Raw genomic sequence first — 14,408 nt, 5'->3', positions numbered from 1 at the left:
GAGATTACCATAAAATCCAGTGGTATTGTTGTTGAATATAACCCTTTTCATAACGGTCATGCTTATCATGTGCAACAAACAAAAAAGTTAACACAGTCTGATATTATTATCGCCGTTATGAGTGGTCCTTTTTTGCAGCGTGGTGAGCCCGCACTCATCTCCAAATGGTATCGTACCAAAATGGCCTTAACAAACGGCGTAGACCTCGTTGTAGAGCTTCCATATGCATTCGCAACACAAAAGGCCGAAACTTTCGCAAATGGCGCAATTTCGATTTTAAACGCCCTTGGTGTTTCTGAAATTTGTTTCGGTAGTGAAGATGGACAAGCTGAAAATTTCTACAATACCATCGCTATACAAAAAAATGAAGAAGAGACTTTTAATCGTCTTGTGAAGCAATTTATGAATGCAGGTAATAGTTATGCGAAAGCTACATCTGAAGCCTTTCTACACATCTTACCACCCGAAAAAAACGTAGATATGTCACAACCAAATAACATTTTAGGCTTACAGTACATTAAAGCAATTCTCTTACAAAACAGTTCGATGCAAGCACAAACTATAAAAAGATTCGCCTCTCATTATCATGATGAAACATTTCACGATCAACATATTGCAAGTGCAACAAGTATTCGCAAACAGCTATTTAATGAAAACAGTTCCTCTACAACTATTGAGCCTTTTATCCCGAAAATGACTGCTTCTCTTTTAGAAAACTACAAGCAAAACTACGGGACGTTACATAACTGGGAAAAATACTTTTCATTTTTTAAATACAAACTTATGACGATGTCTTCAGAGGACTTACAACATATATATGAAATGGAAGAAGGTTTAGAGCATCGTATTTTATCAAAAATACAAAACAGTTCATCTTTCTATTCATTCATGGAAGCATTAAAAACAAAACGTTATACATGGACTAGATTGCAAAGAGCTTGTACACATATTTTAACAAATACAACGAAGGAAGAAATACACAAAGCAAATATAGAGCAACATGCGCCGTATATCCGTCTTCTCGGAATGTCACAAAAAGGACAAACTTATCTTTCTAGAAATAAGAAAAAAATAGAACTCCCAATCCTTACTCATACAAAAACATTCGAACATCCAACTTTAGACATAGAACGAAAATCAAATGCTGTATATTTCTCCATAATGCAAGAACCTTTGCGGACACAACTGCTAAAACAAGACGCAACGCATCATCCAATTCGTTATGATGAAATAACGAAAAAATTCCTATAAGAAAAACCTCTCTTCTTCAGAGAGGTTTACTTTGTTTTACCCATTTTTTCCAAATAAGTTAATGCATCATCCAGTGTGTCCACCGGTACAATTTTCATCTTCGTTTTAATATCTTTCGCAGCTTCAAGAGCATCTTTATAATTCGATTTCTCTACACCTTTTTCATTTGGCGCAAAAAACACTTCAGCTCCCGCATCACTAGCAGCTACTACTTTTTGCTGAATACCACCAATTGGACCAATTTCTCCTTTATCATTGATTGTACCTGTTCCAGCTATTTCATGTCCGTTTGTTAAATCTTCTTCAACGAGCTGATTATAAATTTCTAGTGTAAACATTAACCCCGCTGATGGACCGCCGATTTCATGGGAATCGATTTTCACTTTCGGGTCTACTACTAACTCTCTTTCCGTAACGATAGAGACCCCTATACCGACGCGTCCATTCCCATTAGGGATCGTCTTTACATTTAAATTTTCTTTAAACTGTTTTCCGCCCCGCTTGTATTCAATATTTACTGTGTCCCCTTCTTTTTTCCCTGTCATATACTCAATAAACTGTTCCGTCTTGTCGAATATTTTTCCATCGACAGCTATAATAACATCTCCAAGCTTAAGCTTTCCCTCTGACGGCATACCCTTTGCTACACCAGCAACTAGTACACCTTTATTTTCAAAAGAAACAGAGCGATTTGCACGTTTATAAGCATTATAGATTGCTGCATTTTGCGAATCTTTCATTGCATAATTTTGGCGAAATTGATATTCTTCATCACTCTCGCCTTTTTGCAATATTTCTTCCGCCTTCGAAACGTGTGTATATTTATTAAATTGCGCGGCTATTAAGTTCACCACATTAGCAGGTCCCATTGAGACAGTGACAAGCATGAAATCACCAGACTCTTTAGTTCCACCGTCAACTTGCACGTACGGCGCTAATTTCGCGGCCATACCTGGTTTTGTCACATAATACGGCAAGCGCACATAAACAAGTAGCATCGCCAATATAACCCCTATTAAAATTGCATATATAAACCGAAAACGCTTAAACATTATGTTTCTCCTTCCACTGCTCAATTAGTAAATAAATGTTTGAAATATGTTGTTCCGCTTCCACTTCTCCGACCCTAATAATGTCTTCAATATGTGTAAAAGCACGCGAACTAAATTGTTCCACTGCTGGCCGCATCATTAAATCTGATGCTATTTGCCGATTCATCACAAGTTCATGTTGCATAATTTCAATACTTTGCATAATTACATCATAAATCGATGTAACCTCTCCATTCACCTTAATTGGAGATACATCAACAGCAATAACAATATCAGCACCTAAATCTTTTACAACCGATACGGGAATACGGTCAATTACCCCTCCATCCACTAATAAGCGGCCATCTATTTTTTCTGGAACAAACACCCCTGGTACAGATATACTAGCTCGAACCGCCTCCGCAATCGGACCACTTGTAAAAACAACTTTCTCCCCCTTCAAAATGTCAGTAGCCACAACAGCTGTCGGGATATCTAACTCTTCTAAATTTTTATTATATGTAAACATTTTAATCATATCTTTAATACGTTTTCCAGCAATAAATCCCATTTTAGGAACTGTAAAATCCAAATAATATTTCCTTTTAAAAACAGCGGCCAATCTATACAGTCTTTCAACGTCACAACTCGCTGCATAAAATGTACCAATTAACGCTCCTATACTACTACCTGCTATCATGTGAATAGGGATGCCAGCTTCCCTTAACACTTTTATTACCCCTATGTGAGCAAAACCTTTTGCACCTCCGGATCCAAGCGCTAAACCGATTTTTGGTTCCTTCATTTTTCTCACCCTTTAATTTTTTTCATTCCTTTTTCATACTTATGGTCTAAATTCACCACATATCCACGTATACTGAAATGAACGTTTTTGGGACAAAGGGGGATTTTCTTACATGTACGAAAAATGGAAAACTGCTTTTCTTACCATATCAATGTTGTTTTTAACCTTTTCTCTTGTACTTCACCCCCAAGATGCTTTGCAAGCTTCAATTCGCGGGTTAAATATATGGTGGGAAGTTGTATTCCCTTCACTACTACCGTTTTTCATCATTGCGGAACTTCTAATCAGTATTGGTATTGTAAAATTTATCGGTGTTATATTAGAACCACTAATGCGTCCACTGTTTCGTGTTCCAGGGGTAGGCGGATTTGTTTGGGCAATGGGAATGGCTTCAGGATTCCCCGCTGGCGCCAAATTAAGCGCTAGACTACGCAAGAGCAATCAACTAACACAAATTGAAGCGGAACGACTCGTATCTTTCACAAATTCTTCTAATCCACTTTTTATTTTCGGAGCGGTTTCTATTGGTTTTTTCAATAATCCGAAATTAGGACTCGTATTAGCAGCAGCACATTATATAAGTAACCTTATCGTCGGATTACTTATGCGCTTTTATGGTAATAACGATACTTACATAAAAGACAAACATACGAATCAAAAGCGTGCCTTTCAAAACCCTTTTTCCATCCTCCACCAAACACGTATGCAAGAAAAAAGACCAATCGGAAAACTACTCGGTGACGCTATCGTTTCTTCTATTCAAACATTGCTCATGATTGGTGGGTTTATTATTTTATTCTCTGTTTTAAATAAAATGATTACTGTTTTCAAAATTACAGAAGCGCTTTCTTTTATTATGCAACATATTTTATCATTCTTCCAACTTACATCCCAATTTAGTATTCCGATATTATCCGGTATTTTTGAAATGACGCTCGGAAGCCAAATGATTAGTCAAATTAATGAATCAACACTTCTTCAACAAGCGATGGTAACAAGCTTCATTTTAGCATTTAGCGGTCTTTCTATTCAGGCACAAGTAGCAAGCATATTAGCGGAGACAGATATCCGCTTTAAACCATATTTTTTAGCTCGAATTATCCAAAGTATTCTCGCTCCTATTTTCACTTTTATATTTTGGGGACCATTTTATGAAAAAGTTCATTCTTTCTCGCCTACGCAAGAAGATCTTCCCGTATTTTTATTGAATCATTCTTATACACTAACTGATATTTGGACATCATTTATACACTACGGACCAATCTTCACCTTATTTTGTTTATATTTATATGTCATCTTATTGTTTTTACGCATTTATAAAGAAAAACCCCGTTCACTTTAACGGGGTTTTAAACTTTTCTTTTAAAGCACGCTCTACAATCGGAGGAACAAGGTCTACTACACTTCCACCATATCTCGCAACTTCTTTCACAATACTTGAACTTAAAAATGAATATTGATTATTTGTCATAATGAAGAAAGTTTCGATACTTTCGTCTAGTTTTCGATTCATTGAAGTAATTTGCATCTCATATTCAAAATCAGAAACTGCTCGTAAACCACGTAATATTGCATTTGCATTACGCATTTTTGCATATTCCACCAATAATCCACTATGTGAATCAACTTTTACATTCGGAATATCCTTTGTCGCCTCTCGAATTAACTCTAGGCGTTCTTCTACCGAAAAGAATGGTTTTTTTGATGAATTGTTTAAAACAACTACATATACTTCATCAAATACTTTTGCTCCCCTTTTAATAATATCCAAATGTCCAAGGGTAATTGGATCAAAACTCCCTGAAGAAATAGCTATACTTGTCATTCTGTCCCCTCACCTTCATACTTATAAATCGAAATTGCTGTAATCCCGTAGTTTTCTGCCCGTACTTTTACAAGTTCTCCTATAGAATCAGGTAAAACCACGTCATCCCCATGCTCTGCCATAATGATGCCATCTTTATTTAACAATCCATGTTGATCCATTACACTAACTAAAGACACAATTTTTTGAGCTTTATATGGAGGGTCTATTAGTATAAGATCGAATGATATTTCACGCTTTATAAGCGCCTTTACCGCACGCTCTGCATCATTTCGGTACACTTCAGCTTGTTCTTGTAGTCTACAGCTTTCTAAATTTTGATGAATGACTTTTATCGCTTTACTATCTCGGTCAACAAAAATCGCTTTATCAATCCCTCTACTTATGGCCTCAATTCCAAGACCACCGCTACCACCAAATAAATCAAGAGCGATACCACCATCATAATAAGGACCTATCATATTAAAAATAGATTCTTTCACTTTATCTGTCGTTGGACGCGTTGTATTACCAGGTACCGCTTTAAGTGGGTGCCCTTTACATTTTCCTGAAACTACTCTCATCTGTTGTCACTACCTTTATTTCAATCTATAGAGCGATTACAGCAAATTCATTTCAATTCGGTAACCGCTACCGATCCATACTATTTCATACATTTTTTCATTAATCTGTTATTTAACTAATTGAAAACCTCAGTTAAAATAATCGCTCGTTATTTCTTTCATATCCATTTCACTATTTGCAAGCAACAACCCTCTATGTACATCAGTTCCACTTTACCTTTTTTATCCTATCATAAAATAAAAAAAAGAAAAATAAAAAGCCTAACATAAATTTTAATTTCATTATGTATATCTTCATTTTAGATTGGACATAAATAAATATAACAACATCATTTTCGATGTTGTTGCCAACCGCGGAGAAGACTTACGTTTCCCCATAAGTTCTTCCTCCGGTTTCTCCTCTCCCTTTGCCTTCTTACTAGTAGTACATACTAGTATTAGAAGGGCCCTGCTTTGCAGGGTTTTTTTATTTGTCTACTTTTCATTTAAAAAGTGAGGTGGTACAGTAAAAGAAAGAGGAGGAAAAAATATGATTCAACGCTTTATAGAACTCGGAGAAGGCTACTCTGACTTATATGAATTACTTGAAATTGCCAAAACAAACCAAGAACGTGTAACACATATGTTACAATTCGAAACTGTAAAAAACGAAAAAAAAGTGTGTTCACTTGTTGTAATACTCAAACCGACAACTACTGGTGATTTCCAACCATTATACATATGTCGTGAAGGCATTCCTGTACTTGAAAATAAAAAAAGTAAACGTGTCGTTTTATTTGAAGAAATGGCGGAACAAATAGGGAAAAAAGTTACTCCCTTTACTGTAAAACCATCAACAACTTTCCCTGAAAAAGAACTATTTTTTAATCATCTAATCGGTATTTTACGAATGAACAATTTCATTCCTCCAATGAAATAACACGTTATTTCAAGTAAAAAAATCCCCTGCTAAATTTAGCAGGGGATTTTTTTACTTAGCTATAATCGTATTCTTTTGCCCGATCAGGACGCGAATTTTCGAATTCCGTTTTTAAAAATGGGCGATACGACTGTTCTACTTTTTTTACAAAAGGAAGTTTATTCAATTTTTGCATCATATGCTCAATTTGTTCCATATCACAATATACAACGGCATATTTCAAACGTTTTGATATGTAATGAATGTTACCATATTTCCTTAAAATCTTGGCATGTTTCAATGAATGTAAATAAACAATCATACTTTGTCGTTGCCCGAACATAATCTTCTCCATCTTCTCCTTTTAAAAACTTATATTCTTATATTTTATGAAAACCAATCATAAATTTATGACATTAAAGAACAAACTCTGTATACGTTTTCTTCTATATTCTAAAAAACGGGGTAAATTACCCCGTTTTTTTACAACCACAACCGCCTCCGGTACCACAACCACCGCCACAGCCACCCGCATCAAAAAACGGATTTCCTGTTGGAACTTTAACGGAAGAAGATACCTCAGAACCAATTGCTACACTAACTTCATCTAATAACTTCTGTAAAGCTGTTTCTGCTCTTTTAAAAGTTGCAACCTTATCATGCATATCTACAGAACGCTTTAATTCCCTCATTTTCGTCGAAACGAAAGTATAATCAGGATGATATTTACCAAAACGTTGCACTTCTTCGTATCGCTCTTTCATCGCTGTAAATTGCTGAATTAGCGTCTGGACTTCTATATCTTCTTGTAAATCCTTATAATACTTACGGTAATCTTCTGCTATATCTGAACAGATGATCGCTTTTGCAAGCTGCTCTGCCTTATCTAAAATCAATACGCTTTCCAGCGTCGCTACAATCATGAGAGACACCTCCGAGTATTCATCATAACACATTTGGAACAGAACTACTAATTGAAGTGTCTCACCTAAAAGAAAGATATGATTCTAATTACTTTTCATACAATCTCCTTGCACTCTTATACACTAATATGCTCCGCAATATTATATTTAAGAACATCCCATTTCCCGCTATTCTCTTTCACGTAGCTAATACATGCGTTTTTTAACGGCGTTTTAAATGTAATTTCATTTGGTGCAATTGCGTGTAAAATAGCTTTTATTGCATGTGAATGCGCAACAATGATAATACGTTTATCTCCATGTGCTGCTGCAACCTGTTGTAAAGCCGTAAAACAGCGCTCTACGATTTCTTCATCCTGTTCCATTCCTTCTACATTACCTTCTGTAATTAACTCTCTAACGGCCGCAACTGGTTTCCCAGAAGCTTCCCCAAAATTACGTTCCATAAATCGCTCATCTAATAAAATAGATGGTAATCCAATAGCCCCAGCAATTTCCTTAGCTGTTTCTTGCGCTCTAATTAACGGGCTACTTATAATTATATCCCACGATTCCGCTTGCAAGGCAGCTGCACTTTGACTCGCTTGCTTCTTCCCAACTTCATTGAGTGGAATATCTTCGCGCCCTTGAATAATCTCTTGAAAGTTCCAATCAGTTTGTCCATGTCGTACTAAACAAATTTCCGTCATGCTGCAACTCCTTTTTTAAATAATCCGATTCTATTGTAACAAAAGTTTTGCATAACGGACATAGTTTTCCCTTCCAATTACGTCGTATTTTGCTGCTTCATATACTGGAACATATCAATCATAATTGAAGCAACGGCCAATTGATTTTGAAATTTTTCCACTTTATCTGGTATCGTTTTTTTGAAATGCTGCATGGCAGCTAACTCAAAAGCTTCTTTTTCTTCTGGGTTACGCGTCAATTTCCGGTACCAGTATGGCTGTTCCCGAATATAGCGAGCTAAATCCTCATCAGCTTTTATAAACTCCATAAGCTCTGCTCTCATTCTCTTTCCCCCTAATCCTTTTGAAAGAAAAAAGGATTATTTTCAGAAGTACTTTGTTCTTGCTGCGCACGGTTTCCTTGAAATTGTTGAATAACTTGTTGCACGCTACCAATCGCACTCGTTACATTTGCTAAATGATGTTGCATTTGTTCTACGTCTAGCTTTTTAAAGAAAGAAAGCATTTGCCCCATCACATCAGCAGTTTTTTCCTCTTCTGTTCGATTTTCTTTTTCTTCTTTATTTTCTTTTACCGAAGAAAAAGCAGGTGCTCCATCAGGTCTATATGCTGTCCATATTTGATCTTCTTCACCAAGTAAGTACCATTCTTCATAAAATTGCTGCCATGTTTTTTGACCACCTCTAACCTCATGAACCATTTTAGGGTGATGGTTTACAAACTCTTTAAACTGTTGAACCGATGGATGTAACGGCCCTTTTGTTGTTGGCATAATCCTCACCTCTTCATGTATATCTACTATATTGTAAGAAAAAAAAGGCACATGGTTCGCCTATTTTTAGACGATTCATGCACCTTTTTATCTTCCTATTTGTGGACAATTAAAGCTCGATTGGTGAAGACTAATAATCAATGAAGGATGCCCCGACTGATTAAAGTTTCATTTTATTTTCGGATAAAGTTTTGAGTATAAAATTTATCATATACCCCAACACCTAATCCAGTAAATTGTTCGTTTAATAAATTCTTTCTATGCCCCTCACTATTTAACCAACCCTGTACCGCCGCAATTCCATCACTATGTTGCGCCGCTATATTCTCACCAGCAAGTTGAAAAGCCACTTGCCCACGTTGCAAGCGATCTCCTAACGTACCAAAAGTAGGTGAATCGTGCGAAAAATAATTATTATCCTTCATATCTTTACTATGGCCAAATGCAACATCTGCAGTTTGTTGATCCAATGTTAACAACGGTAATTGATGACGACTCCGAATAATATTTGTTAAATCGAGAATTTGTTGCATATTTCCATTTTCTACTTGCTTCATTTTTTCTGGCGTCAGCGGCTGTTCCGCTATTAATTCACCTGAATAAACAAGTTGATATGGTCTTTGTCGTAATAACGTTTCATCATCCATATAACGAAGACCAACAAGCTCATGTGTAAAGTGATCAAAGTATAATTGTGCCCATCCATCTTCTACAGGTACTAGCGGTTGTTCCATTACTTCCGTATCAGATAACTCAAATTGATAACTATTCTTTCCTCTTTTTAATGAAATCTCATGTGAAAGTGGATTCTTTTTATATACCTCTTCATACTTTTCATTTATATAATAGGGAGCCACCTTAACTTGCTCACCAGCAACATACGCCGTTACAACTTTACGTTCAGCAACTCCAAATTGAACATACTGAGCTAAATCTTGATTATACACCCACCATTCATATCCATAAGCAGACGGCTCTATTCGAGATGGTTCGCCCCACTTCGCTAATAAATTCTCAGAGTCCCCGCCAAGCATATTTAAAACAGTGTCTGTGGATTCTTCATTTACTTGCTTCTTCTTTTTCACAATTTTATTTTCTTGCTTAGAGTGAGATGGGGTTAATATATATTGTGACACGAGTAACTTCCCGTATAAATCAACAGCTAAAATTAAAAATGTAATCATTACGATACGCAATAATTTCTTCAAACGATATACCTCCTGAACAAAGCATAAAATCGAGATATACACAAATCTTTTTATTTCCTTTTTTTGTGTGTACCGTACTCTTTTCACTATATCATATTTTCACGAAAAAAGTCTGGATTATCCCTTTTCTCGCAATACGAATTGCACTTTCTTATTATTCGTACTATTATAAAAATAATGAACTAACATTAAAATAAGGAGGTATTCTATGCAATTTACAAATACAAACTTTACTGATGCAGTCGTTGATCTAACTCTTTTAACTGAGATTATGGAAAACAATCATTTTGTACTTGCCGGACAATGGGATTACGAACGCGTTACATATGATTATAAATTTGAAATATTAAAGGATATTTATTATTTACGTGTACAAGGATTTGCTGTTGAAGGTGACATCGGCGGCAGACACGCTCAAGTAAAACTATTGCCACCCTTATTAGGAAAACATTATTATCCTCATGGCGTTGAATATGGCGATGATGAGATTTTTCCAACGAATGTACTTCAAAAAAGCGAACAACTCCTACAAAATATTGAAAAAGAGTTAAAAGAATTTCAAATTATTGAATAACAAAAAAACTAGCGCATTAACACGATGCGCTAGTTTTTATTTCGTCTGCAAATAAGGAGGTAACTCTTGCAGCTGCTCTTTATCCTTTTCACGCTCTCTACGTGCCCATTTAAAGAACACATAACCGATAATCGTACCGTACACTATTTCCTGGACAATTTTCATAATAATACCACCTGTTTGCTGGTCTTGTACTACCGGCATCCAATGTAAAAATTCTGGTCCAGTTATATTTAAATCTGATAAAGTACCCGCCGGTACACAGAGTTCCATTGCCTTCATCCAAGCGGCCGAATCTGTATATGTTACAAATAATGGTGCAGTCGCAAAAATTATTAACGCACAAGCTGGCGTTAATAAAATACCATTAGCAAACATGTAACCAAGCTTCTTAATATCACTTAAAGTTTGATATTCTGGCAGTGGATTTAACATCGGCCACCACATCATCATTGCTGCAAAAAACAATATAGCAAGGCAAATAGGATGCGCTATTTGACTTTGTTTTACTGCATCAAAAACAATTGGCAAATGATAAAAGGAAAACAGGCCATTAAATACAAACAACGCAATAAGCGGCTTAGCAAAAAACTTTATCACAATTTGAACGAACTTAAAAGAAGTAATATAACGATATAACCAAACAGGTATACCAAGCAGTAATAACGGAGGCACCGCAATATACATTACTGCCATCTCAAACATATGTGCACTAAATATGATATGACCAATTAAATCAATAGGTCCTCCCTTTACAACATACAAAAGAACAATCCCGGTCGTAAAATAAAAAATTTGCTTCTTACTTACCTTCGTCGCATTTTCAAATCGCGTTCTATACGGTCCAATAATTAAAAAATAACTAATAAGAATCGAGATCATAAATAATAAAAAAATTGGACTCCATAAAGCTTGAAAACCAAATACCCATAAGTTTTCCATTTCCACACCTACCTTTTCAAAATTCTTATATTTCATATAAAAAGAGGGCTTTGATATATCAGAGCCCCCTACTATCACTGTTTAAATCCACACAATTGTCATAAAGGCTAATATTGTTAATAAACCAATTAACAATCCAGAGTACAAGAAGAAACTCGCCGCTTCATGCCCTTTATGACTCATATGCATGAAATAATATAACTGAAATATAACTTGAATGACTGCTAACAATAATATAAATGGAACCGAAAAAATCGGGCTAAATGTTTTCGGATATGCCACCGCTGCAAATGCAACTAATGTTAAAAAAATCATTAGTGAAAATGTAACAACTTGGTGCTTCATTTCCTCTGCACTTTTTCTCTTCCGATAAACAAGATCCACCTTAGGATTATTCGTTTGCTTAACCGCCATTGTTTATCCCACCATTCCCATCAAATATACTACAGTGAAAATAAACACCCAAACTACGTCAATAAAGTGCCAATAAATTGATGCAACATAAAACTTTGGTGCGTTGTATAAATTTAAGCCTCTCTTCGCGTTTCTAAAGATTAATGTTAAAATCCAACATAATCCAAACAACACGTGGAGCCCGTGTGTACCAACAAGAGCATAAAATGCAGAACCAAATGCACTACTTCTCATAGTATGCTTAAATTCATGCGTATAATGATAAAACTCATATATTTCAAACCCCAAAAATCCTAAGCCAAGCAACACTGTTACAAGTAACCAAAGTTGCATTTTCTTAAAGTTAAAATTTTTCATATGATACATTGCGTATACACTCGTTAAACTACTTGTTAACAAAAGCATCGTCATAATGAAAACGAGTGGCATTTGAAACATCTCTTGAGATGTTGGTCCACCATTTGTAGAGTTCTTTAACGCTAAATATGTGCCAAATAAGGAAGCGAACAACACTGTTTCGCCTCCAAGAAATAACCAAAAACCAACAAACTTATTTTTCCCCTCAAGGGTTGCTTTTTCAGGCTCTGCTGGAAATGTTTCATTCGTTAATTTCTCATCTACATGCATTACGCCTTGCCCCCCTTATCATCTAAATCTTCCTTATGAATATGATATCCATGATCATCAATTACTGAACGAAGGAACATTGTACCAAACGTAATGATTAAACCGATAATCGCTACTAATAACCAAAATTTATCTTTGCCACCCTGCATATACATCGCACCGAATGCTGCTATGAATAAGCCTAGAGAAATGATAAATGGTGAAAATGAAGCATTTGGCATATGAATATCACCAACTGGTTCCGCTGCTGTCATCTCTTTATTACCTTCACGTTTTTCAATCCAAAACGGATCTAACCCACGAACAAATGGCAATTGTTTAAAATTGTATTCCGGTGTAGGTGCTGGCATTGTCCATTCTAATGTACGTCCATCCCATGGATCACGGCCAGCCTTCTCTTTTGATACCGTTGTTTTTATTACATTGAATAAAAGAACAATCGTTCCAAGAGCCATAAACACAGCTCCGATAGAACTAATCATATTCCCCATTTCCAACCCTTGGCCCTCAAGATATGTGTAGTAACGACGTGGCATACCAATCAATCCAAGGAAATGCTGAATAAAGAATGTTAAATGGAAACCGATAAAGAATAACCAAAATGTTATCTTACCTAATGTTTCATTTAATACTTTATTAAACATAAGTGGCCAATAATAATGCGCACCTGCAAGTAAACCAAATACAACACCACCAACAATTACATAATGAAAGTGTGCTACTACGAAATAATTATCATGAAACTGATAATCAGCTGGTGCAGAAGCAAGCATAACACCTGTAACTCCACCCATAACGAAGGATGGAATAAAAGCTACCGCCCACATCATTGGTGTTGTAAACCTAATACTTCCACCCCACATTGTAAAGAGCCAGTTAAATATTTTAATACCCGTTGGAACTGCAATCGCCATTGTTGCAACCGAGAAGATAGCATTTGCAACAGGCCCAAGACCAACAGTAAACATATGATGCGCCCATACCATAAATCCTAAAAACCCTATTAATACTGTCGCGAACACCATAGAGGAATAACCGAATAATCGTTTTTTCGAAAATGTGGCGAAGATTTCTGAGAATATTCCGAAAGCTGGGAGTATAAGAATGTATACTTCCGGATGACCGAAGATCCAGAATAAATGCTCCCATATAATCGTGTTCCCACCTAGTGCCGGATTAAAGAAACTTGTGCCAAATAAACGATCTAACATTAAAAGTCCTAATCCTACAGTTAATGGTGGAAATGCAAATAAAATAAGTGAAGATGTTACAAATGTTGTCCATGTAAACATCGGCATGCGCATGTACGTCATCCCTGGCGCGCGCATATTAATAATTGTAACAAGGAAGTTAATACCTCCAATTAATGTACCAATACCTGATATTTGCAAGCCGAGTACATAAAAATCAACACCATGTCCTTTAGAGGCTAAAGCTAAAGATGCATACGATGTCCACCCTGCATCAGGCGCTCCTCCTAAAAACCAACTTAAATTTAAAAATAATCCACCAAAGAAAAATAACCAAAATCCGAGCGAATTCAAAAACGGGAACGCCACATCACGTGCTCCAATTTGAAGTGGTACAGCGGCGTTCATAAATGCAAACACGAGTGGCATAGCTGCGAGGAAAATCATTGTTGTACCGTGCATCGTTAATACTTGATTATAAGCATCCCCAACAAGAAAAGCATTGTTAGGAATCGCTAACTGCAGGCGAATAAATAGTGCTTCTATTCCACCTATTACAAAAAACAATCCACCTGCAATTAAATAGAGAATGGCAATCTTTTTATGGTCTACTGTCGTTAAATAATCCCATATGACAGCACCCATCCCCTGTTTTTTTGCTACAGAACTCACGTTTTCAACCTCCCCTTCGCAAAT

The 14,408-nt window shown here is 36.1% G+C and carries 18 protein-coding genes; 4 read left to right on the top strand and 14 right to left on the bottom strand.

Annotated features, from left to right (window positions below; genetic code table 11):
- Positions 1–9 precede the first annotated feature (9 nt).
- Positions 10–1,251, top strand: coding sequence for a nucleotidyltransferase (locus tag JFU54_RS12170; protein WP_164081469.1), 1,242 nt, complete (start codon positions 10–12; stop codon positions 1,249–1,251).
- 26 nt (positions 1,252–1,277) lie between these two features.
- Here the strand turns inward: JFU54_RS12170 and JFU54_RS12165 are convergent, their stop codons facing one another.
- Both JFU54_RS12165 and JFU54_RS12160 read right to left on the bottom strand, forming a co-directional pair.
- A complete protein-coding gene (locus JFU54_RS12165) occupies positions 1,278–2,303 on the bottom strand; it encodes a SepM family pheromone-processing serine protease (RefSeq protein WP_002088283.1) in 1,026 nt (341 codons plus the stop codon).
- Positions 2,296–3,087, bottom strand: a complete 792-nt coding sequence (locus tag JFU54_RS12160) for a patatin-like phospholipase family protein (protein ID WP_002138096.1) — start codon at positions 3,085–3,087, stop codon at positions 2,296–2,298. Before JFU54_RS12160 ends, JFU54_RS12165 begins: the two co-directional genes overlap by 8 nt.
- A 112-nt stretch (positions 3,088–3,199) precedes the next feature.
- Between JFU54_RS12160 and ylbJ the strand changes: the two genes are divergently transcribed.
- Positions 3,200–4,429, top strand: a complete 1,230-nt coding sequence (gene ylbJ, locus JFU54_RS12155) for a sporulation integral membrane protein YlbJ (protein WP_088040062.1) — start codon at positions 3,200–3,202, stop codon at positions 4,427–4,429.
- Here the strand turns inward: ylbJ and coaD are convergent.
- Positions 4,421–4,912, bottom strand: coding sequence for a pantetheine-phosphate adenylyltransferase (gene coaD / locus JFU54_RS12150; protein ID WP_002142952.1), 492 nt, complete (start codon positions 4,910–4,912; stop codon positions 4,421–4,423). The genes ylbJ and coaD overlap by 9 nt on opposite strands.
- Positions 4,909–5,475 carry a 16S rRNA (guanine(966)-N(2))-methyltransferase RsmD gene (rsmD, locus tag JFU54_RS12145; protein WP_001266992.1) on the bottom strand — a complete coding sequence of 189 codons (567 nt, stop codon included), beginning with the start codon at positions 5,473–5,475 and terminating at the stop codon, positions 4,909–4,911. The genes coaD and rsmD overlap by 4 nt, the downstream gene beginning before the upstream one ends.
- Positions 5,476–6,004: 529 nt before the next feature.
- On the opposite strand from rsmD, the gene JFU54_RS12140 reads away from it, so the two are divergent.
- Positions 6,005–6,394: a DUF7147 family protein gene (locus JFU54_RS12140; protein ID WP_002014762.1), complete on the top strand. Its 390-nt coding sequence runs from the start codon at positions 6,005–6,007 to the stop codon at positions 6,392–6,394.
- A gap of 55 nt (positions 6,395–6,449) precedes the next feature.
- Here the strand turns inward: JFU54_RS12140 and JFU54_RS12135 are convergent, their stop codons facing one another.
- The 6 genes from JFU54_RS12135 to JFU54_RS12110 form a co-directional block, all read right to left on the bottom strand.
- Positions 6,450–6,716, bottom strand: a complete 267-nt coding sequence (locus JFU54_RS12135) for a YlbG family protein (RefSeq protein WP_002088292.1) — start codon at positions 6,714–6,716, stop codon at positions 6,450–6,452.
- Positions 6,717–6,843: 127 nt separating this feature from the next.
- Positions 6,844–7,296 (bottom strand): YlbF/YmcA family competence regulator, encoded by a 453-nt coding sequence (locus JFU54_RS12130; protein WP_002014765.1) that lies wholly within the window; start codon positions 7,294–7,296, stop codon positions 6,844–6,846.
- 116 nt (positions 7,297–7,412) lie between these two features.
- Positions 7,413–7,985 (bottom strand): histidine phosphatase family protein, encoded by a 573-nt coding sequence (locus JFU54_RS12125; RefSeq protein WP_002014767.1) that lies wholly within the window; start codon positions 7,983–7,985, stop codon positions 7,413–7,415.
- A 77-nt stretch (positions 7,986–8,062) separates the two neighbouring features.
- Complete coding sequence (locus JFU54_RS12120; protein ID WP_002014770.1) at positions 8,063–8,308, bottom strand: YlbE-like family protein; 246 nt, start codon at positions 8,306–8,308, stop codon at positions 8,063–8,065.
- An 11-nt stretch (positions 8,309–8,319) separates the two neighbouring features.
- Entirely contained in the window at positions 8,320–8,757 is a 438-nt protein-coding gene (ylbD, locus tag JFU54_RS12115) for a YlbD family protein (protein ID WP_002014771.1), read from the bottom strand.
- 173 nt (positions 8,758–8,930) lie between these two features.
- Positions 8,931–9,965, bottom strand: a complete 1,035-nt coding sequence (locus tag JFU54_RS12110; RefSeq protein ID WP_002142956.1) for a CAP domain-containing protein — start codon at positions 9,963–9,965, stop codon at positions 8,931–8,933.
- Between the two features lie 208 nt (positions 9,966–10,173).
- Here JFU54_RS12110 and JFU54_RS12105 point away from each other — a divergent pair, with 208 nt between their 5' ends.
- On the top strand, positions 10,174–10,539 hold the full coding sequence (locus tag JFU54_RS12105) for a YugN family protein (protein WP_002014773.1): 366 nt from the start codon (positions 10,174–10,176) through the stop codon (positions 10,537–10,539).
- Between the two features lie 36 nt (positions 10,540–10,575).
- Here the strand turns inward: JFU54_RS12105 and ctaG are convergent, their stop codons facing one another.
- From ctaG to ctaD, 4 genes are all read right to left on the bottom strand, one after another.
- Positions 10,576–11,481: a cytochrome c oxidase assembly factor CtaG gene (ctaG, locus tag JFU54_RS12100; protein WP_201064507.1), complete on the bottom strand. Its 906-nt coding sequence runs from the start codon at positions 11,479–11,481 to the stop codon at positions 10,576–10,578.
- Between the two features lie 81 nt (positions 11,482–11,562).
- A complete protein-coding gene (gene ctaF / locus JFU54_RS12095; RefSeq protein WP_002014776.1) occupies positions 11,563–11,895 on the bottom strand; it encodes a cytochrome c oxidase subunit IVB in 333 nt (110 codons plus the stop codon).
- 3 nt (positions 11,896–11,898) lie between these two features.
- Positions 11,899–12,522, bottom strand: coding sequence for a cytochrome c oxidase subunit III (ctaE, locus tag JFU54_RS12090; protein ID WP_000557861.1), 624 nt, complete (start codon positions 12,520–12,522; stop codon positions 11,899–11,901).
- On the bottom strand, positions 12,522–14,357 hold the full coding sequence (ctaD, locus tag JFU54_RS12085) for a cytochrome c oxidase subunit I (protein ID WP_002014777.1): 1,836 nt from the start codon (positions 14,355–14,357) through the stop codon (positions 12,522–12,524). Before ctaD ends, ctaE begins: the two co-directional genes overlap by 1 nt.
- Positions 14,358–14,408 lie beyond the last annotated feature (51 nt).

The organism is Bacillus sp. TH19 (assembly GCF_016651075.1).
GTDB classification, from domain to species: Bacteria; Bacillota; Bacilli; order Bacillales; family Bacillaceae_G; genus Bacillus_A; species Bacillus_A mycoides.
Note: the sequence above shows the minus strand (reverse complement) of the source record. Positions and strands in the feature narration are given on the sequence as shown.

What these genes read in the sequence shown, in the direction of transcription:
- JFU54_RS12165 (WP_002088283.1), bottom strand. Translation starts at nt 2,303, where the DNA reads ATGTTTAAGCGTTTTCGGTTTATATATGCAATTTTAATAGGGGTTATA.
- JFU54_RS12160 (WP_002138096.1), bottom strand. Translation starts at nt 3,087, where the DNA reads ATGAAGGAACCAAAAATCGGTTTAGCGCTTGGATCCGGAGGTGCAAAA.
- ylbJ (WP_088040062.1), top strand. Translation starts at nt 3,200, where the DNA reads ATGTACGAAAAATGGAAAACTGCTTTTCTTACCATATCAATGTTGTTT.
- coaD (WP_002142952.1), bottom strand. Translation starts at nt 4,912, where the DNA reads ATGACAAGTATAGCTATTTCTTCAGGGAGTTTTGATCCAATTACCCTT.
- rsmD (WP_001266992.1), bottom strand. Translation starts at nt 5,475, where the DNA reads ATGAGAGTAGTTTCAGGAAAATGTAAAGGGCACCCACTTAAAGCGGTA.
- JFU54_RS12140 (WP_002014762.1), top strand. Translation starts at nt 6,005, where the DNA reads ATGATTCAACGCTTTATAGAACTCGGAGAAGGCTACTCTGACTTATAT.
- JFU54_RS12135 (WP_002088292.1), bottom strand. Translation starts at nt 6,716, where the DNA reads ATGTTCGGGCAACGACAAAGTATGATTGTTTATTTACATTCATTGAAA.
- JFU54_RS12130 (WP_002014765.1), bottom strand. Translation starts at nt 7,296, where the DNA reads ATGATTGTAGCGACGCTGGAAAGCGTATTGATTTTAGATAAGGCAGAG.
- JFU54_RS12125 (WP_002014767.1), bottom strand. Translation starts at nt 7,985, where the DNA reads ATGACGGAAATTTGTTTAGTACGACATGGACAAACTGATTGGAACTTT.
- JFU54_RS12120 (WP_002014770.1), bottom strand. Translation starts at nt 8,308, where the DNA reads ATGAGAGCAGAGCTTATGGAGTTTATAAAAGCTGATGAGGATTTAGCT.
- ylbD (WP_002014771.1), bottom strand. Translation starts at nt 8,757, where the DNA reads ATGCCAACAACAAAAGGGCCGTTACATCCATCGGTTCAACAGTTTAAA.
- JFU54_RS12105 (WP_002014773.1), top strand. Translation starts at nt 10,174, where the DNA reads ATGCAATTTACAAATACAAACTTTACTGATGCAGTCGTTGATCTAACT.
- ctaG (WP_201064507.1), bottom strand. Translation starts at nt 11,481, where the DNA reads ATGGAAAACTTATGGGTATTTGGTTTTCAAGCTTTATGGAGTCCAATT.
- ctaF (WP_002014776.1), bottom strand. Translation starts at nt 11,895, where the DNA reads ATGGCGGTTAAGCAAACGAATAATCCTAAGGTGGATCTTGTTTATCGG.
- ctaE (WP_000557861.1), bottom strand. Translation starts at nt 12,522, where the DNA reads ATGCATGTAGATGAGAAATTAACGAATGAAACATTTCCAGCAGAGCCT.
- ctaD (WP_002014777.1), bottom strand. Translation starts at nt 14,357, where the DNA reads ATGGGTGCTGTCATATGGGATTATTTAACGACAGTAGACCATAAAAAG.